Genomic DNA, 22,504 nt, shown 5'->3' on the forward strand with positions numbered 1-22,504 from the left:
TTCTCCCCGAACAGTGATTCCCATCGCCGTGTCACCCGACCGGGGGCCGATTGAGCCACCAGAAGGGGCTGATGCGGAGATGGTGTCGCTGTACGAGGCGCACAAGAAGATCTACCCGCGCAGCGTGTCGGGGCGTTTCACGCGCTGGCGCTGGATCTTCGTATTTCTGACCCAGATCGTGTTTTATGGCTTGCCCTGGCTGGAGTGGGGCCAGCGCCAAGCTGTGCTGTTTGACCTGGGCGCGCGGCGCTTCTACATCTTCAATCTGGTTCTGTACCCGCAGGACTTCATCTACCTCACCGGGTTGTTGGTCATCTCGGCTTTCTCGCTGTTCCTGTTCACGGCGGTGGCGGGACGCCTGTGGTGTGGTTATGCCTGTCCGCAGACCGTCTATACCGAGATATTTCTCTGGCTGGAGAAACAGACCGAAGGGGACCGCTCCGCACGCATGCGACTGGACGCGGGTCCCTGGAACTGGAACAAGGTGTGGCGTAAGAGCGCCAAACAGTTTCTCTGGATTGCTGTCGCGCTATGGACTGGCTTTACCTTTGTGGGTTACTTCACGCCCATCCACGCCCTGGGCCTGGAAGTGGTCCAGCGCAATATGGGATCGTGGGAAGTTTTCTGGACCTTGTTCTACGGTTTCGCCACCTACGGCAACGCAGGTTACATGCGCGAGCAGGTGTGCAAACACATGTGCCCGTATGCGCGCTTCCAGAGTGCGATGTTCGACAAGGACACCCTGATCGTGACCTACGACGAGGCGCGCGGCGAGCCACGCGGTGCCCGTTCGCGCAAGGCCGATCCGGTCTCGCTGAATCTGGGGGCCTGTGTGAACTGCAGCCTGTGTGTGCAGGTGTGCCCCACGGGGATCGATATTCGGGATGGGTTGCAGTACGAATGTATCGGCTGTGGTGCGTGTGCCGATGTATGCGACACCGTCATGGACAAGATGGGCTATGCGCCAGGATTGATCAAGTACTCCACCCAGAACGCAGTGGACCAGAAGTGGACGGGCAAACAGGTGCTGCGCCATGTGCTGCGGCCGCGGATATTGATTTACACCGCCATATTGGGCGCCATCGTGGTGGCCATGCTGGTGAGCCTGGCACTGCGCACGCCTTTCAAGGTGGACGTGGTGCGTGACCGCGGATCTTTGGCCCGTATCGCTGCGGGTGGGCGTATCGAGAACGTGTACCGCCTGCAGATCATGAATGCGACCGAGGCCTCTCAAACCTTCCACATTGCGGCGGGTGGTGTGCCCGGCTTGCAGGTGGCGTCCGAGCAGGATGTGACCGTGGAGTCCACCCAGTCGCGCTGGGTAGCCGTGCGATTGCAGGCACCTTTCGATGCTGCATCACCCGGCTCCCACACCATTCAGTTTGAAGTGCAGGCGCAGTCCGGTACTGCGACCGTGTCCGAAAAATCGGTCTTTATTGTTCCCCGTTAAGGAGTCGCCATGTCTGCATCCCCCCATTCCGAAGTCCGGCCTGCACCTTGGTGGAAATTCGGCCACGTCTGGCTGGTGGTGGCCGGGCCCGCGATTGTGGTGGTGGCGAGTTTCATCACCCTCTATCTGGCGATAACCCGCCCGGACCCGGTCATGGATGAGGACTACTACCGCAAAGGCGTGGAAATCAACAAGGAACTCAGCGCCGACCCGGCCAGCCTGGCGCCCGCCATGCAGGGGCGCAACCATGCCGCCACGGGTGTGCCCCGGCCGACAGATGCGCCATGAATGCCGCCACTGTCGTTTGAACAGAAAGGCGCACCTATGCTGTACAAGCGTCTGATGTGGATCATCTGGCCCGCTTTCTTGATGGCGGGCGTGATGGAAGTATTGGTGTTCAGTCTGGCTGATCCCCAAGAGCTTTCCTGGTTTGGACAACAGTTGGAGCTGTCACGCCAGACGGTCTACACCGTGTCGTTTTTCGTGTTCTGGCTGGTACTGGGCCTCGGCGGAGCCCTGACGCTGCTGCTGTCCTTGTCCGCCAAAGAAATCAACGACGTGGAGGCAGCGAAGACACCGTCTTCTTGAGGTGCGCTAGTCACAAACCTTGGGATTCACGATGTCCTTAAGGCTCTCAGCGTTGAGGATGCGCACGTGGCGCTGTTTGACTTCCACAATGCCATCGTCCACAAATTTTGAAAAGGTGCGGCTCACCGTCTCGAGTTTCAGCCCCAGGTAGCTGCCAATCTCTTCGCGCGTCATGCGCAATACCAGCTCCGACTGCGAGAAGCCGCGCGCGTGCAGCCGCTGCACCAGGTTGAGCAAAAAGGCGGCAAGCCGCTCTTCAGCACGCATGCTACCCAGCAACAGCATGACGCCGTTTTCGCGCACGATCTCGCGGCTCATGATCTTGTGCACATGGCGTTGCAATGAATTGATCTCGCGCGACAGTTCTTCGATGCGGTCAAACGGCATCACACAGACTTCGGCGTCTTCTAGTGCCACGGCGTCGCAGGTGTGGTAGTCGTTCACGATGCCATCCAGCCCCATGACTTCGCCGGCCATTTGGAAGCCCGTGACTTGGTCGCGCCCGTCCTCGGACGCTACACAGGTCTTGAAAAAGCCGGTGCGAATCGCGTAGAGGCTGGTGAACTTTTCGCCATTGCGAAACAGGATGCCGCCGCGTTTGACCTTGCGGCGGCTGGCCACCACATCGTCGATGCGGTCCAGCTCGGCATCACTGAGCCCCATGGGCATGCACAGCTCACGCAGATTGCAGTTGGAGCAGGCGACCTTGATGGTCAAGGGAGTGATAGCGATCACCTTGCCAGTCGTCTCGACTTGCGCAGATTTTGGCGCGGCCGCTACAGAGCTAGGTTTGGCGTTTTCAAGCATGGGGTCCCCTGAGTACAAACCCGATTATGTGCTTCTTAACCTTAAGGTTCCTTGACACACGTCAATGGCATTTCGGACCGCCTGCGGCACAGTGGCTGCTCGTAGAGGAAATACCATGCAGCCCACCGTAGAACGCATACCCGATGACCTGTTGCGCCGCTTTGATGTGGCAGGGCCGCGCTATACCTCGTACCCCACCGCAGACCGGTTTGTCGAAGCTTTTGGCGCCGACGACTACGCCCAGGCACTTGCCCAGCGGCGCAGCGGTGCAGCGGCGCTGGCTTTGCCCTTGTCGTTGTACGTGCACATACCGTTCTGTGAATCACTGTGCTACTACTGCGCCTGCAACAAGATCATCACCAAACACCATGACCGTGCCACCGCCTATTTGCGGTACCTGAGCCGCGAGGTGGACCTGCACACCGCACTGATAGGGCGCGGGCAAACGGTGAGCCAGTTGCACCTGGGCGGCGGTACCCCCACGTTTTTGAACGACGGGGAACTGCGGGAGCTCATGGACATGCTGCGCCGCAGTTTCAACTTTGCGCCAGGTGGTGAGTACTCCATTGAGGTAGACCCCCGCACCATTGACGTGAAGCGGCTGGACACGCTGGCTGAGTTGGGCTTCAACCGCCTGAGCTTTGGGGTGCAGGACTTTGACCCGGCAGTGCAAAAGGCGGTGCACCGCGTGCAGCCGGCCGAGCAGGTGTTTGCGCTGGTGGAGGCGGCACGTGTGCGCGGCTTCGAGTCCATCAACGTGGACCTGATTTACGGCTTGCCGCAGCAAAGCCCCGAGTCGTTTGATCGCACGCTGGCCCAGGTGAACCAGTTGCGCCCCGACCGCATCGCCCTGTACGCCTATGCCCATTTGCCAGAGCGCTTCAAGCCCCAGCGCCGCATTGCCACCGTCGAGCTGCCCAATGCCGCAGCCAAGGTGTCCATGCAGTCGCGTTCGCTGGCGGCATTTTTGTCGGCCGGTTATGTGTACGTGGGTATGGACCACTTTGCCTTGCCCGATGACGCACTGGCCGTGGCCAAACGCCAGGGGCGCCTGCACCGCAATTTCCAAGGCTACAGCACACAGCCAGACTGCGACCTGATCGGTCTGGGCGTGTCGTCCATAGGGCGCATTGGCGCCACCTACAGCCAGAACGCCAAAACCCTGGACGAGTATTACGATTTTCTGGACCAGGGCCGTTTTCCCGTGGTGCGTGGTTTGGCGTTGACCCGCGATGACATCCTGCGCCGCGCCGTCATCATGGCGCTGATGTGCCAGGGCCAACTGCTCTACGAATCGATAGAACTCGCGCACCTGGTGGACTTCAAGTCCTACTTCGCTGCCGAACTGGGAACTCTGCGCGAGATGGCGCAGCAAGGCATGGTGGTGCTGGACGACGCGGGCATCCAGGTCACGGCGCAAGGCTGGTTCTTTGTGCGCGCGCTGGCCATGGTGTTTGACCGCCATTTGCAAACCGACCGTACCCGCGCCCGGTTTTCCAAGATCATTTAGCATGCATCCATGCAATCTTCACTGGCGCTGACTGCACTGCTGATGGGCTTGGTCGGCGGCCCCCATTGTGTGGCCATGTGTGGCGCCGCCTGTGCAGGCATCGGTCAAGCTGCGGGTCCGCGCAAAAATTCCGCACTGCTGACCTTCCAGGCCGGGCGGGTGCTGGGCTATTCCGCTTTGGGCGGACTTGCCGCTGCTTCCATGCAAGGCTTGGGTTGGCTCACCGTGCAATCTGCGGCCTTGCGCCCGGTGTGGTCGTTATTCCACGTGGCTGCCATGGTGCTCGGTTTGGTCTTGTTGTGGCAGGCACGCCAACCGGTATGGCTGGAAGCCACGGGCCGCAGCATCTGGGCCAAGGCACGCGCTTTGGGCAATGGCTGGGGCCGCGGTGCGCCGCTGTTGCTGGGCGGCCTGTGGGCACTCTTGCCTTGTGGGCTGTTGTATTCAGCGCTACTGGTGGCGGCCATGGCCGGTAGCGTGCTGGACGGCATGGCCGTGATGGCCCTGTTTGCACTGGGCACCAGCGTCACCATGACGGCGGGCCCCTGGCTCTGGCTGCGCCTGCGTGGCAACGTTGCGGGGCAGGGCAGCGGTGCCTGGGGGGTGCGCCTGGCCGGTGCCGCCCTGGCGGTCAGCTCGGCATGGGCTTTGTGGATGGGGCTGGTGCACAATCAAGCTCCCTGGTGCGTACCCCAGTGAACGCCCCATTCACTCTTCGAGGACAGTTCCTGACATGGATAGTTCTGTACTTGCGTCGGAAGCCTTGCGACTGTTGGAGTTGCAGTCGCTGGGCATCCTGGATACCCCCGCGGAGCAGGCTTACGACGATTTGGTGAGCCTGGCCGCCTACATCTGTGACACCCCGATTGCGCTGATTTCCCTGATTGATGAAGACCGCCAGTGGTTCAAGGCCCGCGTTGGTCTGAACGATATGGAGACCCCGCGAGGCATGGCCTTTTGCGCCCACGCCATCATTGACCCCGAACATGTGATGGAGGTGCCCAACGCGCTGGAAGACCCGCGGTTTGTGGACAACCCGCTGGTCACTGGTAATCCGGATATCCGCTTCTACGCGGGTGCGCCTCTGGTCACTGCTTCCGGTTCGGCCTTGGGCACGATCTGCGTGATTGATACGGTACCGCGCAAACTGACCGAGGCGCAAAACAAGGCGCTGAAGGCGTTATCGCGTCAGGTGGCGCAACTGCTGGCCTTGCACCGCGCCAACACCGAACTGCAACTACTGACGCGCCTCCAAAGGACACGCCAGCAGGAGCTGGAAGAACATGAAAAGCAGTTGCAGGAAGAAAACCATGCGCTGGCCCAGCAGACTGTGATGGATGCGCTGACCGGCCTCAAAAACCGCCGTGCGTTTGACCGCATTCTGGCCAACGAGTACGCACGTTCCATGCGTGCGCGCTCTGGCATGGCGTTGCTGATGGTGGATGTGGACCACTTCAAGGCCTACAACGACCAGTATGGCCACCAGGCCGGTGACAAGGCGCTGCAAGCGGTGGCTGCAGCGATCCAGTCCCAGGCGCGCGCCTATGACCACGTGACGCGTTACGGCGGTGAAGAGTTTGGCGTTGTGCTGCCCGACACCCACCTGGCCGACATGCGTGCCGTGGCCGAACGTATCCGGCTGGCCGTGCAGTCGCTGACGGGCCTGCACCGCCCGGTGACGGTGAGTGTGGGGGCCGCCCTGTCGGATCCGATGGCCTCGCCAGCTTCGCTGGTGGAGCGGGCCGATCAAGCGCTCTATCAGGCCAAGCTGAATGGTCGCAACCGGGTGCAAATTGCACTGTAGGTGTGCTTGGTGTGGGCCATGTGGATGGGCCGGTGCACCAACAGGCTTCGTGCGGCAAGCCGCTCTGCGTCACAGTTTTTAGCCGTGTGCGCTTACCGCAGTACCAGCACCGCAATGGTGGTGTGTGTCAACACATGCTGGGTTTCACTGCCCAGCAGCAGGCGTTTGATGCCCTTGCGGCCATGGGATGCCATCACGATCAGGTCACAGCGGTGCTTTTTGGCCGCCGCGATGATGGAGTCGGAAACAATGTCGGATTTGATGGTCACTGCCTTGGCCTTCACGCCTTTGGACAGGGATAGCTTTTTGACGGCATCCACCACCGCCTGGCCTTTGTCGACCCACAGCTTTTCCACGCGGCTGACGTCTATCGCGTCCACGGCAATACCCCCGTCGAAGTAACTCATGGGGTAGCGCGGCACCACATTCAAAGCCACCAGCTCTGCGCCATTGAGCGCTGCCAGCGCGACGGCGCTGTTGACGGCCTTTTTGGACAAGGTGGTTCCATCGGTTGCAACCAGAATACGTTTGAACATGAGAGGCTCCTTTTCAGGCGAATGCCTGTGTGGATTCAGTGTGACCGCAAGGCCTACTTCTGTCAGTGTGTTACCACACATAGGCACGAGCTCCTTCAGCGCCGAACCAGCGTATGACTCGCGCTTTTGAGTGCTGCTAGATTTTTTAGCTAGTTGATATAGTCCGCTCGATAGAACTTTCAAGTCAACAGGGAGGACCGAATGGTGTTTGAGATCAAAGATCTGACGGGTCTAGGTAAGCCGCTCACAAAATTGATGGATGTCGCATCCAAAGGGTTGGGGGTTTTATGGCGTCCACAGGCAATTCGTCGGGAAGCTGATGCGAGGGCCTACGAAATTCAGACGATTGCAAAAGCTCAAGCGAACGCGGAAGTTACTCGAAGAAACATTGATATTGATGCTTCACTGTCGCGGATTCAAGAAATTTCGACTGTAAATCCCGAACTTGCAGAGCGCGCAAGACAGCGTTTACTAATTCGTGAAGTTGAAGGTCAAAAGAATCTCGAAGCAGTAGTCGAACAGGCTTATGTCGCCTTACCTTTGTCAGTGTCTGAAGCCCCAGTAAATGAAACCTGGAGGCGAAAATTTTTTCAAGAAGCCGAAAATGTGTGTGATGAGGATATGCAGCTTTTGTGGGGGAAAATTCTCGCTGGTGAAGTCAGTTCACCTGGGACATATAGTCTTCGTACGCTGAGTGTGCTTCGTGAGTTGAGCGCACATGAGGCAGAAACATTTAGGACTGCTTGTTCAATTGCAATGTCGGATGGTTCTATTGCAATACCTGGGGACGATTTGAATTCTGCGTTAGTTCCTTTTGGGATTGCGTATGGAGATTTGATTCGGCTGCGTGATGCCGGTCTAATGACCAGTGGCGACTCTCTCAAAAGAACATATAAGTCGCCTTCTTTAGATGATTCTGACGGGCCGAAATTTGCTTTCCTCTCAAACAATGGCATCTCTATTCAATTGAGTGTTCCGCCTGGCGGCTTAATTCAATTTCCTACTGTTCTTTTCACCTCCGTTGGACGTGAGCTACAAAGGCTAATGAGTATTTCGCCAAACCAAGCGTATTTCAGCGCCCTGGGTAATTTTTGGCGCATTAGGTCAATCAATGCAAAGCGCAGTAGTGAACTCACTCAGAGTGAGGGAGTCGTGGCCCAGACTTTTGAGCAAGATTTGTAAACTAATTCGGTGGCCAGCGCATGAATGTTGAGGCACCGCAGAGTAGGGTGTTGAATGAACTGTTGGTGGGGGGTAGCGTTCATCTGCGAAAATCAGGTAACCGTTTGATTTCAAAGAAAATGTTCGCACACACCCCCTGGCGCCTCTCTGTGGCACCCATGATGGACTGGACGGACAGGCATTGCCGTTACCTGCACCGCCTGCTGACCCGCCACACGCTGCTCTATACCGAGATGGTGACCACTGGCGCGCTGATCCATGGCGATGTGCCGCGGCATCTGCGTTTCAACGCCGAAGAGCATCCGCTGGCCCTGCAACTGGGGGGCAGCGAGCCGGCCGATCTGGCGCAGTGCGCCAAGCTGGGCCAGGACTGGGGTTACGACGAAATCAACATCAACTGCGGCTGCCCCAGCGAACGGGTACAGCGCGGCGCCTTTGGTGCCTGCCTGATGAACGAGGCGCCGCTGGTGGCCGATTGTGTGAAGGCCATGGTCGATGTGGTGGATGTACCGGTGACAGTGAAGCACCGCATTGGCATCGACAAAAATGAGAGCTACGACTTTGTGCGCGACTTCATTGGCACGGTCAGCGAAGCCGGTTGCAATGTGTTCATCGTGCATGCGCGCAATGCCTGGCTCAAAGGCCTTTCTCCTAAGGAAAACCGCGAAATCCCACCGCTGCGTTATGCGCTGGTGCACCAGCTCAAACGGGAATTTCCGCACCTCACCATTGCCATCAACGGCGGCCTGACCACCAGCGCCCAGATCACCGAGCAACTGCAGCATGTCGACGGCGTGATGCTGGGCCGCGAGGCCTACCACAACCCTTGGTGGCTGGCCGAATGGGATGCGGCGTTTTACGGTGCCAGCCCCACGGAGCTCAGCCGCGACATCGTGGAAGAACAAATGGTGGCTTACATGGAGCGTGAGGCAGCCGAGCACGGTACCTCCTGGTACGCCATTGCGCGCCACATGCTGGGGCTGCGCCACGGCATGCCCGGCGCACGCCGCTGGCGCCAGGTGTGGAGCGACCACCGCCTCAAGGGTCTGCCAGCGCGCGAAGTGATGGCCCAGGCCCGCGGAGTCGAACTTGCCGCAGCCTGAGACTGCGCTACAGACTGCGGCAGCTACGGCGCGCACAGAACGGCTCGCCCGCCTGGCGCTGTGGGGCGTGCCCTCGTTGTGGGCGGTGAACGTCATCGTTGCGCGGCGTGCGCCGGGTGTGGTGGAGCCTTACACCCTGGCGCTGGGGCGTTGGGCCGTGGCAGGCCTGCTACTGGGACTGATGGCGCGGCACGAGTTGTGGGCGCAGCGCCAGGCCATTGCCCGGGTCTGGCACCAGTACGTGGTGCTGGGTTTTTGCGGCATGTTGGTGTGCGGCGCCTGGGTGTATGTGGGTGCCAAAACCACAACGGCCATGAACATTGCGTTGATTTACTCCGCCGCTCCCGTGCTGATTGCCGTGGGGGCCGTGCTGTGGCTGGGTGAGCGCTTTCGCTGGCAGCAGGCTGTGGGCGTGGTGGTGGCCATGGTCGGTGTGGTGCATGTGATTGTCAAAGGCCAGTGGACCGCGCTGGCCCAGGTGCAATGGGTCGTGGGGGACGCCTGGATCGTGGCGGCCATGGTGTCTTGGGCGCTTTATGCACTGCTGCAAAAAGTCTGGTCCAGTACCTTGAGCGCCACGGCGCGGCTGGCGGCCATCTGCGCCGGTGGTGTGGTCGTGCTGCTGCCGTGTGCGGCCTGGGAATGGGGACAACCCAGCACACCGGCCTTTGGCACCGAAGCGTTGGGCCTGGTGCTCGTTGCCGCGTTGGCGCCGGGGCTGGTGGCCTACTGGATTTACGGCTGGGCGCAGAAGGTGCTGGGCGCCAGCCGCGTGGCGGTCACGCTGTACCTCGGGCCGTTGTACGCGGCGGTGGCGGCGTATGGGGTGCTGGGCGAGCCGCTGGGCTGGCACCACGTGGCTGGGGCGGCGCTGATCCTGCCTGGCGTGTACTGGGTGTCGCGGCGCTAACACCTCCGGATGTTGCGCTTGCATGTAAAAAGTGGCTCTAGCCCTCATGTAGATTGCGCGAGCAGCTCCTGAATTTGTAGCAATTTAGGTGTGCGCGTAGCACCATGCGGCGTGTTTTTCGCCCATGGCTGCCCCGTGCACGGAGCGGTGTGGTCCGTAAATTCACCCGTTTGGGGGATTGGCAGATCGTTTCCATATGCTGAAAATTGCACCAACAAACCATTCTTGGGAGCAACGCCTGTGTCAGCCAAAGCCCATCTGGACCCCCTGATCAAGAACCACGTGACCGTCCTCGGGCCTGCCGACGCCGAGCGGACCATGGTGTTCGTGCACGGCTTCGGGACGGACCAGACGGCATGGCGGGAGGTGCAGGCGGCGTTCACCGCCGGTTGTCGGATCGTGCTGTTGGACAACGTGGGCGGAGGCAGCACACCGCCAGAGGCTTTTGTTCAGCACCACTACCTGAATCTGCACCGTTATGCAGCGGATTTGCTGGACGTTTGCGAGGCTTTGCAAATCAGGAATGCGGTGTTGGTGGGGCATTCGGTGGGAGCCATGATCAGCGTGCTGGCAAGCCTGCGCCAGCCGGAGCGGTTTTCGCGCCTGGTACTGATCGGCGCATCGCCCCGGTACCTGAACGACACGGACTACCACGGAGGCTTTTCCAAGGAAGACCTGAACGGGCTCTACAGTGCCATGGAGACTTCGTACGCCGAGTGGGCAGACCAATTTGCCCCCGCCGTCATGCGCAACGCAGACCGGCCTGGACTGAGCCAGCACTTCGCAGCGAGCATCAAGTCCATCCCGCAGGAGCGTGCGCTGACCGTGTTGTATTCCATCTTCCAGTCCGACCACCGCGCCGATGTCAAAAAGGTCCGCCACCCGACCTTGTTGATCCATGCCAACGAGGACCTGGCGGTGCCTCTGGGTGTCGCCCATTACCTGCACCAGTCCATTGCGGGGAGTCAGCTGGCCGTGGTGGATGCCACCGGCCATCTGCCCCATATCAGCGCCCCCGCAGCGGTGGTGCAGGCGATGCAGGGCTTTGTGGCGGCGTAGACAAAAAAAGGGAGCGTTGCTGTCACAACGCTCCCCAGTTCCAACGACGCCCTTCTAGTTGTTGCGCCCGGGTACAGGCGTGCTTAAAAAGTTTCCCAGTCGTGGGTGCCGGTGCGCAGACCTGCGGTTGCGGTCACTGCGAGTGGCTTGGCTGCGGCCTTGGCGGTGGGCTGCAGGCGGGTGACATTGCTGGCGCGGTCTACGCTGCGGCGCTCTGGGCCGATGTAGGGCACTGCGGATTCGGAGCGCACCGCCAGCGCCTGCTGTGCGAAGCGGAACACGGCCACGGCCTGCACCAGTTGTTCGGCTTGCATCTGCAGGCTGGTGGCGGCAGCGGCGCTTTCTTCCACCAAAGCGGCGTTTTGTTGGGTGGCGTGGTCCATCTGGCTCACGGCGTCACCGACCTGGCCGACACCGGTGCTTTGCTCGGCGCTGGCGGCGCTGATCTCTCCCATGATGTCGGACACGCGTTTGACCGAGTCCACGATTTCCTGCATGGTGCTGCCGGCCTGGTCGACCAGGGTCGTGCCTTGCTCCACACGTTGCACGCTGGCGGTGATCAGGGTTTTGATTTCCTTGGCGGCTTCGGCGCTGCGTTGCGCTAGGTTGCGCACTTCAGCGGCTACCACCGAGAAGCCCCGGCCCTGCTCGCCGGCACGGGCGGCTTCCACGGCGGCGTTCAACGCCAGGATGTTGGTCTGGAAGGCAATGCCGTCAATCGTGCTGATGATTTCGGAAATCTGGCGTGAGCTGTCGTTGATGCCCTTCATGGTCTGCACCACCTGGCCCACCACGTCACCACCCTTGAGGGCGACATTGGAGGCTGCGGCAGCCAGTTGGCCGGCTTGGCGGGCGTTGTCGGCGTTGTTGCGCACGGTGCCGCCGAGTTGTTCCATCGACGCTGCGGTTTGTTGCAGGGCGGACGCCTGCTCTTCGGTGCGCTGGCTCAGGTGGTTGTTGCCCTGGGCGATCTGGGCGCTGGCCAGGGACACGCTTTCTGCATTGCCACGCACGGTGCTTACGGTGTCGACCAGGCTTTGCTGCATGCGTTGCAGGCTGCCCAGCAGGCGACCGGTTTCGTCGGTGGAGTTGACGCTGATAGCAGCGTCCAGATCACCGGCGGCGATGCGGTCGGCGGCTTCCACGGCCTGGTTCAGCGGGCCGGTAATGCTGCGGGTGATCAGCCAGCCCGCGATGACGGCCACGACCACGGCCAGCAGGCACAGTGCCGCCAAGGTGTTGCGCTGCAAGGCATAGTCCGCGATTGCAGCCTGTTCCAGGTCGCGGGTGCGGCCCAGGGTGAACTGCTCGTATTCGTTGGTGGCTTTGATCAGCGCGGCCAGCAGGGGGCGGCATTCGTCGTTCATGCGGGTGATGGCCTGCTCACGTTTGTTGTTGAGCACCAGATCCACAATCGCCAACGCCAACGGGCCGTAGGACTGCTCCACCTTGTCTATCTCGGCTACCAGTTTTCGGCCCTGCGCGGACACATCCGTGCCGCTGTTAATCATCTTGTTGAGCCGCGCCAGGCTGTCCTGCACCTCCTGGTGGGCGCGCGCCACGGCGGCTTTTTCAATGGCCAGGTCGGCTTCCTTGGTGACCAGCACCAGGTTGCGTGCGGCAATGGCGCGGTCGTCCACTGCGGCGCGCACATGGGCGGCCATGCCAGCACGGGCGTTCAGCCCGCTGGTGTAACTGGTGAAGCGGGTATTGGCGTCGGCTAGCGCTGTGAGCGCCAGCGCGGCTACCGCCATCACCATGACGGCCAGCCCGCCGAAAGCCAGGCTCAGCCTGGTACGAATGCTCATGTTGCGGAATGTCATGGTGCTCTCCTCGTGTGTGTGGTTAGCGTGCGGTGATGGACTGGACCGTGTCGCGCGGCAGCAGGTCCTGGAAATTGAGGATCACCAGCGTGCGCTCGGTGTCCCCCTGGTGGCTGCAACCCATGCTTTCAAACAGGCGGGCATCGGGCGAATCGTTGAGTCCGGGCATGGGCTGGATCTCGTCGGGTCGCAGTTCCAGCACGTCAGATACCGCGTCCACCACCACACCCACGGTGCCGGAGGACAGGTTCAGCACCACGATGACGGTGCGGCTGTTGAATGTGGTGGGCAGGCCCAGGCGGATGCGCAGATCCACAATCGGAACGATAGTGCTGCGCAGGTTGAGCACACCCGACAGGAAGACCGGCGCACGCAGGATGCGGTTGGGCCGCTCGTAGCTGCGGATTTCCTGCACCTGCTGGATGCCAACGCCGTATTCCTGAGAGCCCAGACGAAACGCCAGGTACTCGTTGGAATCGGTGTCTACGGGCTGCCCGCCCAGCATGTACAGGCTGGCCGGTTGGGTGACTTGGTTGTGAACGTCCATGAAATACTCCCTGAAAGTGGTCGTTGGAAAAAACGGTGGCATCCGGCTTTGGCCCCTGCCAACAGCGCTGTGATTGCGATGGAGTGAATGTAGTAATTCGGCCCAATTAGTTGTTACAGGACTGTGTACGGGCCTGCGGGTCGTCCCCCTTTGCCGAGGTGTTTGGCTTGGCTAAACTGGGTTTTTTGAGCGGATGGAGGCGGTTATGGTGGTTCGGGTAGTACGTTTGGGATCGGCACGTGCGGCAGACGAGGGCACCCGCATTGGCACAGTGCGCCGCCCGCCGCGGGGCGTGCCCAAGGCCGAATTTGCAACGCAGAACTGGTACGACGTTTGGTACCCCAACCTCGCGCCGAGTGCCGAAACCATGAAGCAGGGGCAAGAGGCGACCACGCCCGCGCAGTGGGCCGCCTTTGTCAAAAAGTACCGCAGCGAGATGAACACACCCGAGGCCAGTCGCACGCTGGAGGTGCTGGCGGCCTTGTCACAACACAGCAATTTCTCGGTCGGTTGTTATTGCGAAGACGAGAACCACTGCCACCGCGCCACCTTGCGCGCGCTGCTGCAGGAAAAGGGCGCCAGGCTGGTCTGAGCCGGGCCGTCAGGGCGTAATTTTGGATAAAAAGTGCCTGCAGCCCTTATGGGGTATGCGCAAGCAGCTATTCATTTAGTAGTGGTTACGTGCTACCACGCCCGCACAACGGGCTCAGACTCTGCCCAGCGGAGCGCTGGCGCGATTGCTCGGCACCCGCATCTGCGGCCAGTGCGGGTTGTGCAAAGGTCCAATCCCACAGAACCGGGAGAAACCCCGCTTCCTTTTGCGGTCTAATTTGCGCACTATTTTTGTGTTGCGGGAGCCCCATGAACGAATTTTTTTATGACATCAACAGCACCCTGATCGCGGCTGCGCTGCTGGTGTCCCTGGGGCTGGTCATCGAGTTGGGCTACCGCGTCGGGCGCGCCCGCCAGGACCGTGTGGACGACGCCTCGCGTGCCCACATCAACGGGCTGCAGTCGTCCATCCTGGGCATTCTCGCGTTGCTGCTGGGGTTTACCTTCTCGCTGGCGTTGCAGCGTTTTGACAGCCGCAGCGAAGCCGTGGTGCAGGAGGCCAATGCCATTGGCACAGCCTACCTGCGGGCCCAGTTGTTGCCGGCGGCGTTCCGCAGTGACGCGCAGGCCCTGCTGCACCGCTACGTCGACGTGCGGGTGCAGACCGGCGCCCACCACCTGGCTGATCGGGCCGAGCTTGATGCCTTGCTGGCGCAGGCCACGCAGCTGCAGACAGCGCTGTGGCAGCAGGCCCGGCGCGTTGCCGAACTGGAGCCCGACGCCCTGGCACCGTTCCTGTACATCGAATCGCTCAACACGCTGATCGACAACTTCAGCACGCGCGACGCAGCGCTCAGCCGGCATGTGCCCGAGGTGGTGCTGTTCCTGCTGTACGGCACGCTTTTGATGGCGGGCGTAATTGTCGGGTTTGCCTGTGGTGTGGCCGGCCACCGGCCTTCCATGGCGAGCTACGTGATGGTGGCGCTGATCGTCGTGCTGGTCTTCATCATTCTGGATCTGGACCGCCCGCGCCGGGGCCTGATCCAGGTCAGCCAGAAGAGCCTGGTCGATCTGCAGACGTCCGTCCGCGCGGACAAGTAAAACGCCGGGTATGGGCAAACGCGGCCATCACCATGTGTATGTGATCGAGCTGTCGCCCGACGTGCGGTACGAGGCCCGCTTCATGCGCGCCAACCCGGACTACATCCCCGGCAAACCTTGCGTCTACGTGGGCATGACCGGGCTGGACCCGGACATCCGGTTTGACAAACACAAGGCCGGTATCCAGGCCAACCGCTACGCGCAGAAGTTTGGCCTGCGCCTGCTGCCCGACCTGTATGAGGCTTACAACCCCCTGTCGTACGAGGCTGCGCGCGACATGGAGGTCGAGCTGGGCATCAGCCTGCGCGAGGCGGGGTTTGGGGTCTGGCAGGCGTGAGGGCTGCGGGATGACAAGCCAAATCGGCCTCTAGTCCGCATGGAGTATGCGCAGCCAGCTATTCATTCAATAGCATCTAGGTGCCGCAATCAATCCTTGAGGCTGACACCCAGCGCACTGAGTTTCTTCGCAAACGAATCCCTGCGTTTGGCTGCCTTGGCCGCTGTCTCCACCGCTGCCTGAATGGCCTTGGGCCCCTTGTTGGCAACGACTTTGATCAATCCGAACTTGTGTGCAGCGTCCGCTTCCGCTCTCCTGAAAGCGGCGATAAGTTCGGCATGGGCAACGGATGTGTTCACAAGGACCTTTTTGTCTAAAGCACTATTTTCTACGCGAAACTTCAGTAGTTGTGGTGCAACAGCGGTGGCACCAGGCGCGGATCGCGCAGCTTCTCCACCCACCACTGCAAGGCGGGCCCGGCACGGTGGGAATGCCAGCCGACAAACAAAAGATTGGGTTCGCGTGGGTCTTGCGTGGTCAGCGCTACCAGTTCGCCCTTCTTCAAATGGTGTCGCACTTTCTCCAATGGCAACCAGCCCACGCCCAGGCCCGCTACCTGGGCGGCGATCTTCGCGCGCATGCTCGGCATGGCCAGGCGCTCCTGGTGCGTCTGCACACCGTAGCTGCGGGCAATCGCCAGGCGCGAGGTGTCGGCCACCACGACCGAGCGGTGCGCGGTGATCGCCTCCATCGACAGGGGCTGTTTCTCTTGCGCCAGCGGGTGCCGCGGTGATACGGCGAATACCCATTCCAACTGCGTCAACTCAAACCATTGCAAATGCGCCATGGCCGGCGGCTCGTTGGTCGCGGCTACGACCAGGTCGGCGCGCTGGTCCAGCAGCGCCTCCCAGGTGCCGCCCAACACTTCGTGGGCAAAGCGCAGGCGCACGCCGCTGTTGAGTGCGTCAAAGTCGCTCACCAGCGGCAGCAGCGCTTCGATGTTCGCCAGCTCGTCGGTCACGATGCGCAGCTCGGACTCCCAGCCGCGTGCTACCTGCTTCACGCGCTCGGTCAGGCGCCGCGCCTGCGCGTGCAGTTGTGCGCCTTGCTCGACCAGCAGCAGGCCAGCGGGCGTGAGCGCAATACGGTAACCGGCGCGGTCGAACAGCAGCGCATCGAGTCTCTCTTCGAGCTGGCGCGCGGCATAGGACACGGTGGACGCGGCCTTGCCCAGACGCTCCGCCGCGCGCGACAGGCTGCCGGTGGCGCGCACCGCTTCCAGCAGCTGAAGATCTTCCAAACTCAACATATTCGATATTTTCGCATGAGTTCATCGAAATCATGGTGTCTGTAGCCCAGCCAAACGCCAGACACTTGCTTCATCAGCCCTGCAGTGGGGGTTGAAAACCTCGTAAATCATCAACGAAACAATTGAAGGAAACATCATGAACCGCTTTGAAGGAAAGAACATTTTTGTCACCGGTGGCAGCAGTGGGATTGGCGCCGCCGCCGCCATCGCTTTTGCCCGCGAAGGCGCCCGTGTGGCCATCACCGGCCGTGACGCCGAAGGCCTAGCCCGTGTGGCCGCCGAGCTGGGCCCACAGGGGCTGACCCTGGTGAGCGACGCGGGCGATACGGCGGCCCAGGCCGCTTTGGTCGCAACGCTGAAAACGCAGATGGGCGTGATCGACGGCGTCTTCATCAACGCTGGCGTGGCCAAGTTCGGCCCACTGGCGCAGATCGACGAAGCGCTGTGGGACAGCAGCTTTGACACCAATGTCAAAGGCCCGTACTTCCTGATCCAGCGCCTGGCCGCGCTGATGACGCGCGGTGGCTCCATCGTGCTGAACGGTTCGATCAACGCGCACATCGGCATGCCCAATTCCAGTGTTTACGCCGCGAGCAAGGCCGCGCTGATTTCGCTGGCCAAGACCTTGTCGGCCGAGCTGCTGCCTCAGGGCGTACGCGTGAATGTGGTGAGCCCCGGCCCGGTGACCACGCCGCTGTACGGAAAACTGGGCATGACTTCTGACCAGTTGCAGGCGATGGCCGCCAGCATCCAGACGCAGATTCCGCTGGGCCGCTTTGGCACCCCCGAAGAAATCGCCGCCACCGTGCTGCACCTGGTGTCCAAGGAGTCTGGCTTTATCGTCGGCACCGAGATCATTGCCGACGGCGGCATGAGCCAGATGTGAGGTAGATGCTCTGCGGCTAACCGCGCCCGACAAACGGCATGTTGGTCGCCATGATGGTCATGAACTGCACATTGGTGGAGAGCGGCAATTTCGCCATGTGCAGCACGGCGTCCGCCACTTCCTGCACGTCCATCATGGGTTCTACGGCGATCTCGCCGTGGGCCTGCAGCACACCCTTGGTCATGCGCGCGGACAGCTCGGTCAATGCGTTGCCAATGTCGATCTGACCGCAGGCAATGTTGTACTTGCGGCAGTCCAGTGAAATCGACTTGGTCAAACCGGTGATGGCGTGTTTGGTCGATGTGTAGGGCCCAGAGTTCGGACGTGGTGCGTGCGCGGAGATTGAGCCATTGTTGATGATGCGTCCCCCTTGTGGGGTCTGGTTCTTCATGATCCGGATGGCGCCCTGCGCACAGAGGAAAGAACCCGTCAGGTTCACATTCACCACGTCTTGCCATTGGGCAAATGTGATGTCTTCGATGTTGACCTTGGGAGCGCCGAGGCCTGCGTTGTTGAACAGCAGGTCCAGCCGGCCAAACTTGTCTTTGATCATGGCAAACAGTTGGTCCACCGATTCCGGCTGGCTGACATCCGCGCAAAACGGGTGGGCGCGCCCGCTACCGTCTGCCTGGGCCACCGCGTTCAAGGGCTCGGCCCGCCGCCCGACCAGCACAACGCTATAGCCGTCTTGCAGTAGCGCCTGGGCCACGGCCCGCCCAATACCGGTACCGGCGCCTGTGACCAGTGCTACTTTGGAGTTGGGAGTCATGTCGGGTCTTTCAAAAGAGAGGGATTCAGAATGGCTTGGAGGCCACGGATGGATTCACGCGGACTGCATGGTCTTGCGCGTTATTTTCTGCGCTTTTCGGCCCCATAACCGTTGACGGTGCTGTGATGCTGTGATGCTGTTTGCTTGCGCATGCCATGAGAAGGGCATGGGGCATCCGCCTGCGCGAGGCCGTGTTTGGGAGTTCGTAGGCGTGAGGGGCGGAAGTTACGAGCAAAATCTGCCCCTGGCCCTCGTGGAATATGCGCAATATGCTACTAATTCAATAGCGGGTTTTGGGGGGTGAAGTATTGTGCCGCTCCGCTCCACTGTGGTTGGCTTCGCTGAAGAGAACAGGGCGGGCTTACGGTTTGCGGCGTTACGTCCGTAGAGGGCCAGGAGCGGATCCAGGGGAATGTATGCTTTTGGGTGGTGGATTCGACCTTCTGCAAGATGGCGGAAGCCGAGTTAGAAGTTTCACCCGAATGATGTTGAATTCACGAGCCATGGCAAGGAGTGCCGCTGCTCCAGCACTATTGCCGAATAGCTGCCATTCCGGCCGTATGTTCTTGGCGAGTACGATGAACTACCGTAATCGGCGACTGGACACAGTCGTACCTCACCCGTTTTAAGTACAGTTTCTCCCCATCCATCTCTAGCTTATGACCACTGAAGTTCCCGGCACCATCGGCTATGGTACGAATGCATCCGCTCTCGCATCCCAGTATGAAAGCATTACGTTTGCTGAGGTGTACTGCGATCTGGTTCACTTGCTTCCCTTGTCACCCATCACAGTACTCGACATCGGGGCGGGGTCTGGGCGTGACGCAGCTGCGCTGGCACGCAGAGGTCATAAAGTCGTTGCAGTAGAGCCCACCGACGAACTACGCCACGAAGGCCAACGTCTACACGGTGCAATGCCCATCGAGTGGATAAACGACCATCTTCCAGATCTGAGCGTGCTGCGGCAAGCGCAGCGCAAATTCGATCTGGTCTTACTCACCGCTGTGTGGATGCACTTGGACTTGTCCGAGCGCGAAGCGGCCATGACCGCCGTCGCCGATTTGGTGGCAGATGGCGGTCAAGTCTTCATATCGCTGCGACATGGACCGATTCCAGAAGGCAGAAGAATGTTTGATGTCTCTGCGGACGAAACAACAAGGTTGGCTGCCCAGCATGAGTTGCACTGCCACGCTCACTGTGAGCGCGAGGATATGCTCGGCCGCGACGACGTGAGATGGAGTTTTCTTGCACTGCGTCGGCCATCCCAGGGTCTATAAAGACTGATCAACATATAAGCGCGCATTGACAATGCAACTCAAGTGGCTTGAAGACTTCATGGTGCTGGCGCAGGAGCGCAGCTTTACCCGCGCGGCCGAGCTGCGGCATGTGACGCACCCGGCCTTTGGGCGGCGCATTCGCGCACTGGAGGCCTGGGCGGGTACACCGCTGGTGCAGCGTGGTGGTGGACCCGTTACCCTGACGCCAGCGGGCCAGAGTTTTCTGGAGACTGCGGGGCAGATGACACGCAGCCTAGGCCAATCGCACGAAGAGCTGCAAAGCCTGGCTGGCCGCCAGGCCCGCACGGTAACGATGGCCACGGGCCGCACGCTGGCGCGCACCGTGGTAGCCGACTGGCTGGTGCGGCTGCAACCGGTGTTGAAAGGCGGGGAGCTGTGCATTCGCACCCGCTCACTGGCCGACACCGTGGCCATGCTGGAGCGCAATGAAGCCGATTTTTCACTGGTGTACCACCACCCCGCGCTGGCGATCCGGCTGGACGCGCGGCAGTTCACCCACATGAACGTGGCGTCCGACCGGCTGGTGCCGGTGTCGCGCGCTACCCCGCAGGGCGTGGCCTTGCACCGGTTTACGGCGGGTGCTGCGCCTGTGCCCTACCTGGCTTACGCCCCACAACTGGCACTGGGCCGGTTGGTGGAGGACCACCTGAGCAACAACCCCCAAGCGCCACGGCTACAGCGCGTGGTGGAGTGCGACTCGGCCGACGCGCACTACGAGTACGTGCAAAAGGGTTTGGGCGTGGCCTGGTTGCCCTGGTCCATGGTGCATGCGGATTGCAAGTCCAAGCGCCTGGCGCTGGCGGGCAACGCGAGCATGGACGTGCGCTTTGATGTGCGCCTGTACCGGCCCAAGCGGCGGCTGGGCCCGCTGGCCGAAGCACTGTGGAAGGCGCTGGCGCAGCGCTGAACCCATTTTGGTCACTTTGGCCACTGCTCCGAATTGGCAGGAGTTGGTGCCGTTTCGGCACCAACGACAGGAGGTGAACTTTTCACAATGAAGCTTCCAAGTTCTTCCACAAGGTTTTTTCCATGCACACCCCCCGCCCCCTGCGCCGCACTGCGCTGCTCTGTACCCTGGCTCTGATGAGCGCCCCCTTGCTGGCGCAAGAGGCGTACCCCTCCAAGCCGATTACCGTGGTGGTGGGCTACCCGCCGGGCGGCAGCACCGACCTGACCGCGCGCACCGTGGCTACTGAACTGAGCAACAAGCTGGGTGTGCCGGTGGTGATCGAGAACATTGGTGGCGCCGGTGGTTCCATTGGCGCGCAAAAGGTGGCCAGTGCGGCGGCCGATGGTTACACCCTGCTGGTGGGTGCCAGCAATGAGCTGGCCATCAACAAGCTGGTGACCAAGAAGGTGAAGTACGAGATGAAGGACTTCACGCCCATTGGTCTGATTGCGTCGCAGCCACTGGTGCTGGTCGCATCCAGCGGCGCGGGTGTGAAGAATGTGGCGGAATTTACGCAAAAAGTGGCGCAAAACCCCGGCAAGTACAGCTACGGCAGTTCCGGTGTGGGTACATCCTTGCACCTGGCAGGAGAAATGGTCAAGGAGCAGGGCAAGCTGTTCATGACACACATTCCCTACCGTGGTGTGGCACCGCTGAGCAGCGACCTGATGGGCAACAACATCGAGTACGGCATGTTTGTGCTGTCCAGCGCGCTGCCCCACATCAAGAGCGGCAAGCTGATTGCGCTGGGGACCACCGAGGCCAAGCGCTCGGCCATCACACCCGACATTCCGGCGCTGGCCGAGTCGCCCCAGTTCAAGAACGTGGACATTGGGGTGTGGTTTGCGCTGCTGGCACCTGCCAACCTGCCCAAGCCGGTGTTTGACAAGGTGAAGAAGGCACTCAATGACATCCTGCAGTCACCCGACTTTCGCAAGAAGCTGGAGGCCAGTGGCTCCATCGTGGCATCACCTAGCGTGAACTTGGGCCAGTACTGGGGCGCCGAAGCAGCCAAGTACAAAAAGATTGTTGAATTCGCCAAGATTGAAGAATGAGCACGGCACCGGCACTGACATTTGCGCTGCCGGCTCCGGACCTGAGCACCTGGCGCACGGGCAACACGGGCACGGAAGGCGTATGGCACTTTGACTCTGGCGTGCCCGGGCGGCACGTCATGGTGAGCGCGCTGGTCCACGGCAACGAAGTCTGCGGGGCCTGGGCACTGCTGGGGCTGTTGGAGGCGGGCGTGCGGCCGGAGGTGGGCACGCTCACGCTGGCGTTTTGCAATCTGGAGGCGTTTGACCGTTTTGACGCCAATAACCATGACGCATCGCGCTTTACCGACGAGGACTTGAACCGCCAGTGGAGCGATGCACGCATTGACACCGGCAACACACTCGAACGCCGCCGCGCCGCCGCACTGCGACCCTTTGTGGCGCGGGCAGACTGGCTGCTGGACCTGCATTCCATGCATGAACCCTCGGCACCGCTGCTACTGACCGGCATACAACCACGTAACCTGGCGCTGGCACGCGCCATGCGCTCGCCCGAGCACGTGGTGGTGGATGCGGGGCACCAAGACGGCGTGCGCATGCGCGACTACGGTCGCTTTGGTTGGGCGGACGAAGCGGGGGGCGACACGCGCTCGCTGCTGGTCGAATGCGGATTTCATGGCGACCCGGCCAGCCGCGATGTGGCACGCGACCAGTGTGTGCGGTTCCTGGAGCAGTCGGGCGCGGTCAGTGCCCAGGTGCTGTCCCTGTTGTTGCCGCATTGGCGACTACCCGATGCGCCGCGCCAATGGGCGCTGGAAGTTACCGGCCCGGTGGTGGCGCGCAGCAGTGCCTTCCGCTTTGCAGCGCCGTACACAGGGTTGGAGCTGTTTGAAACGGCTGGCACGGTGATTGGCGACAACGACGGCGAGCCCGTGCGCACACCGTACGACAACTGCGTGCTGGTGATGCCATCCACACGCCAGGCTCGCACTGGCGTGACGGTGGTGCGCTTCGCGCGGCGCAGTCTTCTCTAACTTTTTTCCACATGT

Annotated in this window: 25 protein-coding genes; 18 read left to right on the plus strand and 7 right to left on the minus strand. The window is 61.1% G+C overall.

The window, feature by feature from the left end:
* The first annotated feature begins 28 nt into the window (after positions 1–28).
* Genes ccoG through RS694_RS07835 form a run of 3 tightly spaced genes read left to right on the plus strand, consistent with a single transcriptional unit; the run spans position 29 to position 2,038 of the window.
* Positions 29–1,450, plus strand: a complete 1,422-nt coding sequence (gene ccoG, locus RS694_RS07825) for a cytochrome c oxidase accessory protein CcoG (RefSeq protein WP_420852655.1) — start codon at positions 29–31, stop codon at positions 1,448–1,450.
* 9 nt (positions 1,451–1,459) lie between these two features.
* Positions 1,460–1,738, plus strand: a complete 279-nt coding sequence (locus tag RS694_RS07830; protein ID WP_029705754.1) for a FixH family protein — start codon at positions 1,460–1,462, stop codon at positions 1,736–1,738.
* A 36-nt stretch (positions 1,739–1,774) separates the two neighbouring features.
* Positions 1,775–2,038 (plus strand): hypothetical protein, encoded by a 264-nt coding sequence (locus RS694_RS07835; protein ID WP_029705753.1) that lies wholly within the window; start codon positions 1,775–1,777, stop codon positions 2,036–2,038.
* Between the two features lie 6 nt (positions 2,039–2,044).
* Here RS694_RS07835 and fnr read toward each other — a convergent pair whose 3' ends face one another.
* Entirely contained in the window at positions 2,045–2,764 is a 720-nt protein-coding gene (gene fnr, locus RS694_RS07840) for a fumarate/nitrate reduction transcriptional regulator Fnr (RefSeq protein WP_029705752.1), read from the minus strand.
* Between the two features lie 196 nt (positions 2,765–2,960).
* Between fnr and hemN the strand changes: the two genes are divergently transcribed.
* From hemN to RS694_RS07855, 3 genes are read left to right on the plus strand one after another with little or no spacing between them, the layout of a single operon-like run.
* On the plus strand, positions 2,961–4,355 hold the full coding sequence (gene hemN, locus RS694_RS07845) for an oxygen-independent coproporphyrinogen III oxidase (protein ID WP_029705751.1): 1,395 nt from the start codon (positions 2,961–2,963) through the stop codon (positions 4,353–4,355).
* 9 nt (positions 4,356–4,364) lie between these two features.
* Positions 4,365–5,054, plus strand: a complete 690-nt coding sequence (locus tag RS694_RS07850; protein WP_029705750.1) for a sulfite exporter TauE/SafE family protein — start codon at positions 4,365–4,367, stop codon at positions 5,052–5,054.
* Between the two features lie 34 nt (positions 5,055–5,088).
* Positions 5,089–6,159, plus strand: a complete 1,071-nt coding sequence (locus RS694_RS07855; RefSeq protein ID WP_029705749.1) for a sensor domain-containing diguanylate cyclase — start codon at positions 5,089–5,091, stop codon at positions 6,157–6,159.
* Positions 6,160–6,251: 92 nt separating this feature from the next.
* Here RS694_RS07855 and RS694_RS07860 read toward each other — a convergent pair whose 3' ends face one another.
* The gene (locus RS694_RS07860; RefSeq protein ID WP_029705748.1) at positions 6,252–6,695 is read right to left on the minus strand and encodes a universal stress protein; all 444 of its coding nucleotides are present in this window, start codon (positions 6,693–6,695) and stop codon (positions 6,252–6,254) included.
* Positions 6,696–6,896: 201 nt separating this feature from the next.
* On the opposite strand from RS694_RS07860, the gene RS694_RS07865 reads away from it, so the two are divergent.
* The 4 genes from RS694_RS07865 (at position 6,897) to RS694_RS07880 (ending at position 10,949) form a co-directional block, all read left to right on the plus strand.
* Positions 6,897–7,877: a DUF2806 domain-containing protein gene (locus RS694_RS07865; RefSeq protein ID WP_076069496.1), complete on the plus strand. Its 981-nt coding sequence runs from the start codon at positions 6,897–6,899 to the stop codon at positions 7,875–7,877.
* Positions 7,878–7,996: 119 nt separating this feature from the next.
* The gene (dusA, locus tag RS694_RS07870; RefSeq protein ID WP_029705747.1) at positions 7,997–8,980 is read left to right on the plus strand and encodes a tRNA dihydrouridine(20/20a) synthase DusA; all 984 of its coding nucleotides are present in this window, start codon (positions 7,997–7,999) and stop codon (positions 8,978–8,980) included.
* Positions 8,967–9,890 (plus strand): DMT family transporter, encoded by a 924-nt coding sequence (locus RS694_RS07875; protein WP_029705746.1) that lies wholly within the window; start codon positions 8,967–8,969, stop codon positions 9,888–9,890. The genes dusA and RS694_RS07875 overlap by 14 nt, the downstream gene beginning before the upstream one ends.
* A gap of 240 nt (positions 9,891–10,130) precedes the next feature.
* The gene (locus RS694_RS07880) at positions 10,131–10,949 is read left to right on the plus strand and encodes an alpha/beta fold hydrolase (protein ID WP_241463833.1); all 819 of its coding nucleotides are present in this window, start codon (positions 10,131–10,133) and stop codon (positions 10,947–10,949) included.
* A gap of 83 nt (positions 10,950–11,032) precedes the next feature.
* Here RS694_RS07880 and RS694_RS07885 read toward each other — a convergent pair whose 3' ends face one another.
* Positions 11,033–12,772, minus strand: coding sequence for a methyl-accepting chemotaxis protein (locus RS694_RS07885; RefSeq protein ID WP_076069497.1), 1,740 nt, complete (start codon positions 12,770–12,772; stop codon positions 11,033–11,035).
* A gap of 22 nt (positions 12,773–12,794) precedes the next feature.
* Positions 12,795–13,319 (minus strand): chemotaxis protein CheW, encoded by a 525-nt coding sequence (locus tag RS694_RS07890; protein WP_161631548.1) that lies wholly within the window; start codon positions 13,317–13,319, stop codon positions 12,795–12,797.
* Between the two features lie 205 nt (positions 13,320–13,524).
* On the opposite strand from RS694_RS07890, the gene RS694_RS07895 reads away from it, so the two are divergent.
* The 3 genes from RS694_RS07895 (at position 13,525) to RS694_RS07905 (ending at position 15,309) form a co-directional block, all read left to right on the plus strand.
* Entirely contained in the window at positions 13,525–13,911 is a 387-nt protein-coding gene (locus RS694_RS07895; protein ID WP_029705742.1) for a DUF488 domain-containing protein, read from the plus strand.
* 269 nt (positions 13,912–14,180) lie between these two features.
* Positions 14,181–14,972, plus strand: coding sequence for a bestrophin-like domain (locus tag RS694_RS07900; protein WP_029705741.1), 792 nt, complete (start codon positions 14,181–14,183; stop codon positions 14,970–14,972).
* A gap of 10 nt (positions 14,973–14,982) precedes the next feature.
* Complete coding sequence (locus RS694_RS07905; RefSeq protein WP_029705740.1) at positions 14,983–15,309, plus strand: hypothetical protein; 327 nt, start codon at positions 14,983–14,985, stop codon at positions 15,307–15,309.
* An 89-nt stretch (positions 15,310–15,398) separates the two neighbouring features.
* Here the strand turns inward: RS694_RS07905 and RS694_RS07910 are convergent, their stop codons facing one another.
* Entirely contained in the window at positions 15,399–15,608 is a 210-nt protein-coding gene (locus tag RS694_RS07910; RefSeq protein ID WP_029705739.1) for a hypothetical protein, read from the minus strand.
* A 41-nt stretch (positions 15,609–15,649) separates the two neighbouring features.
* Positions 15,650–16,558 carry a LysR family transcriptional regulator gene (locus tag RS694_RS07915; RefSeq protein WP_076069500.1) on the minus strand — a complete coding sequence of 303 codons (909 nt, stop codon included), beginning with the start codon at positions 16,556–16,558 and terminating at the stop codon, positions 15,650–15,652.
* Positions 16,559–16,694: 136 nt separating this feature from the next.
* On the opposite strand from RS694_RS07915, the gene RS694_RS07920 reads away from it, so the two are divergent.
* A complete protein-coding gene (locus RS694_RS07920; protein ID WP_029708687.1) occupies positions 16,695–17,444 on the plus strand; it encodes an SDR family oxidoreductase in 750 nt (249 codons plus the stop codon).
* 16 nt (positions 17,445–17,460) lie between these two features.
* On the opposite strand, the gene RS694_RS07925 is transcribed toward RS694_RS07920, so the two are convergent.
* Positions 17,461–18,213: an SDR family oxidoreductase gene (locus RS694_RS07925; RefSeq protein WP_029708688.1), complete on the minus strand. Its 753-nt coding sequence runs from the start codon at positions 18,211–18,213 to the stop codon at positions 17,461–17,463.
* Between the two features lie 659 nt (positions 18,214–18,872).
* On the opposite strand from RS694_RS07925, the gene RS694_RS07930 reads away from it, so the two are divergent.
* The 4 genes from RS694_RS07930 to RS694_RS07945 all read left to right on the plus strand — a co-directional run bounded on the left by RS694_RS07930 (position 18,873) and on the right by RS694_RS07945 (position 22,489).
* Entirely contained in the window at positions 18,873–19,490 is a 618-nt protein-coding gene (locus RS694_RS07930) for a class I SAM-dependent methyltransferase (RefSeq protein WP_029708689.1), read from the plus strand.
* Between the two features lie 31 nt (positions 19,491–19,521).
* Entirely contained in the window at positions 19,522–20,418 is an 897-nt protein-coding gene (locus tag RS694_RS07935; protein WP_029708690.1) for a LysR family transcriptional regulator, read from the plus strand.
* A gap of 122 nt (positions 20,419–20,540) precedes the next feature.
* Complete coding sequence (locus RS694_RS07940; RefSeq protein ID WP_029708691.1) at positions 20,541–21,515, plus strand: Bug family tripartite tricarboxylate transporter substrate binding protein; 975 nt, start codon at positions 20,541–20,543, stop codon at positions 21,513–21,515.
* Positions 21,512–22,489 (plus strand): M14 family metallopeptidase, encoded by a 978-nt coding sequence (locus RS694_RS07945; protein ID WP_029708692.1) that lies wholly within the window; start codon positions 21,512–21,514, stop codon positions 22,487–22,489. The genes RS694_RS07940 and RS694_RS07945 overlap by 4 nt, the downstream gene beginning before the upstream one ends.
* Positions 22,490–22,504: the final 15 nt, after the last annotated feature.

The sequence above is a fragment of the Rhodoferax saidenbachensis genome (assembly GCF_001955715.1).
Lineage (GTDB): Bacteria > Pseudomonadota > Gammaproteobacteria > Burkholderiales > Burkholderiaceae_C > Allorhodoferax > Allorhodoferax saidenbachensis.

Bases quoted from the DNA above. Each gene is read 5' to 3' on its own strand.
- RS694_RS07830 (WP_029705754.1), top strand. From the start codon at position 1,460: ATGTCTGCATCCCCCCATTCCGAAGTCCGGCCTGCACCTTGGTGGAAA.
- RS694_RS07835 (WP_029705753.1), top strand. From the start codon at position 1,775: ATGCTGTACAAGCGTCTGATGTGGATCATCTGGCCCGCTTTCTTGATG.
- hemN (WP_029705751.1), top strand. From the start codon at position 2,961: ATGCAGCCCACCGTAGAACGCATACCCGATGACCTGTTGCGCCGCTTT.
- RS694_RS07850 (WP_029705750.1), top strand. From the start codon at position 4,365: ATGCAATCTTCACTGGCGCTGACTGCACTGCTGATGGGCTTGGTCGGC.
- RS694_RS07855 (WP_029705749.1), top strand. From the start codon at position 5,089: ATGGATAGTTCTGTACTTGCGTCGGAAGCCTTGCGACTGTTGGAGTTG.
- RS694_RS07860 (WP_029705748.1), bottom strand. From the start codon at position 6,695: ATGTTCAAACGTATTCTGGTTGCAACCGATGGAACCACCTTGTCCAAA.
- RS694_RS07865 (WP_076069496.1), top strand. From the start codon at position 6,897: ATGGTGTTTGAGATCAAAGATCTGACGGGTCTAGGTAAGCCGCTCACA.
- dusA (WP_029705747.1), top strand. From the start codon at position 7,997: ATGTTCGCACACACCCCCTGGCGCCTCTCTGTGGCACCCATGATGGAC.
- RS694_RS07885 (WP_076069497.1), bottom strand. From the start codon at position 12,772: ATGACATTCCGCAACATGAGCATTCGTACCAGGCTGAGCCTGGCTTTC.
- RS694_RS07890 (WP_161631548.1), bottom strand. From the start codon at position 13,319: ATGGACGTTCACAACCAAGTCACCCAACCGGCCAGCCTGTACATGCTG.
- RS694_RS07895 (WP_029705742.1), top strand. From the start codon at position 13,525: ATGGTGGTTCGGGTAGTACGTTTGGGATCGGCACGTGCGGCAGACGAG.
- RS694_RS07900 (WP_029705741.1), top strand. From the start codon at position 14,181: ATGAACGAATTTTTTTATGACATCAACAGCACCCTGATCGCGGCTGCG.
- RS694_RS07905 (WP_029705740.1), top strand. From the start codon at position 14,983: ATGGGCAAACGCGGCCATCACCATGTGTATGTGATCGAGCTGTCGCCC.
- RS694_RS07915 (WP_076069500.1), bottom strand. From the start codon at position 16,558: ATGTTGAGTTTGGAAGATCTTCAGCTGCTGGAAGCGGTGCGCGCCACC.
- RS694_RS07920 (WP_029708687.1), top strand. From the start codon at position 16,695: ATGAACCGCTTTGAAGGAAAGAACATTTTTGTCACCGGTGGCAGCAGT.
- RS694_RS07925 (WP_029708688.1), bottom strand. From the start codon at position 18,213: ATGACTCCCAACTCCAAAGTAGCACTGGTCACAGGCGCCGGTACCGGT.
- RS694_RS07930 (WP_029708689.1), top strand. From the start codon at position 18,873: ATGACCACTGAAGTTCCCGGCACCATCGGCTATGGTACGAATGCATCC.
- RS694_RS07935 (WP_029708690.1), top strand. From the start codon at position 19,522: ATGCAACTCAAGTGGCTTGAAGACTTCATGGTGCTGGCGCAGGAGCGC.
- RS694_RS07940 (WP_029708691.1), top strand. From the start codon at position 20,541: ATGCACACCCCCCGCCCCCTGCGCCGCACTGCGCTGCTCTGTACCCTG.
- RS694_RS07945 (WP_029708692.1), top strand. From the start codon at position 21,512: ATGAGCACGGCACCGGCACTGACATTTGCGCTGCCGGCTCCGGACCTG.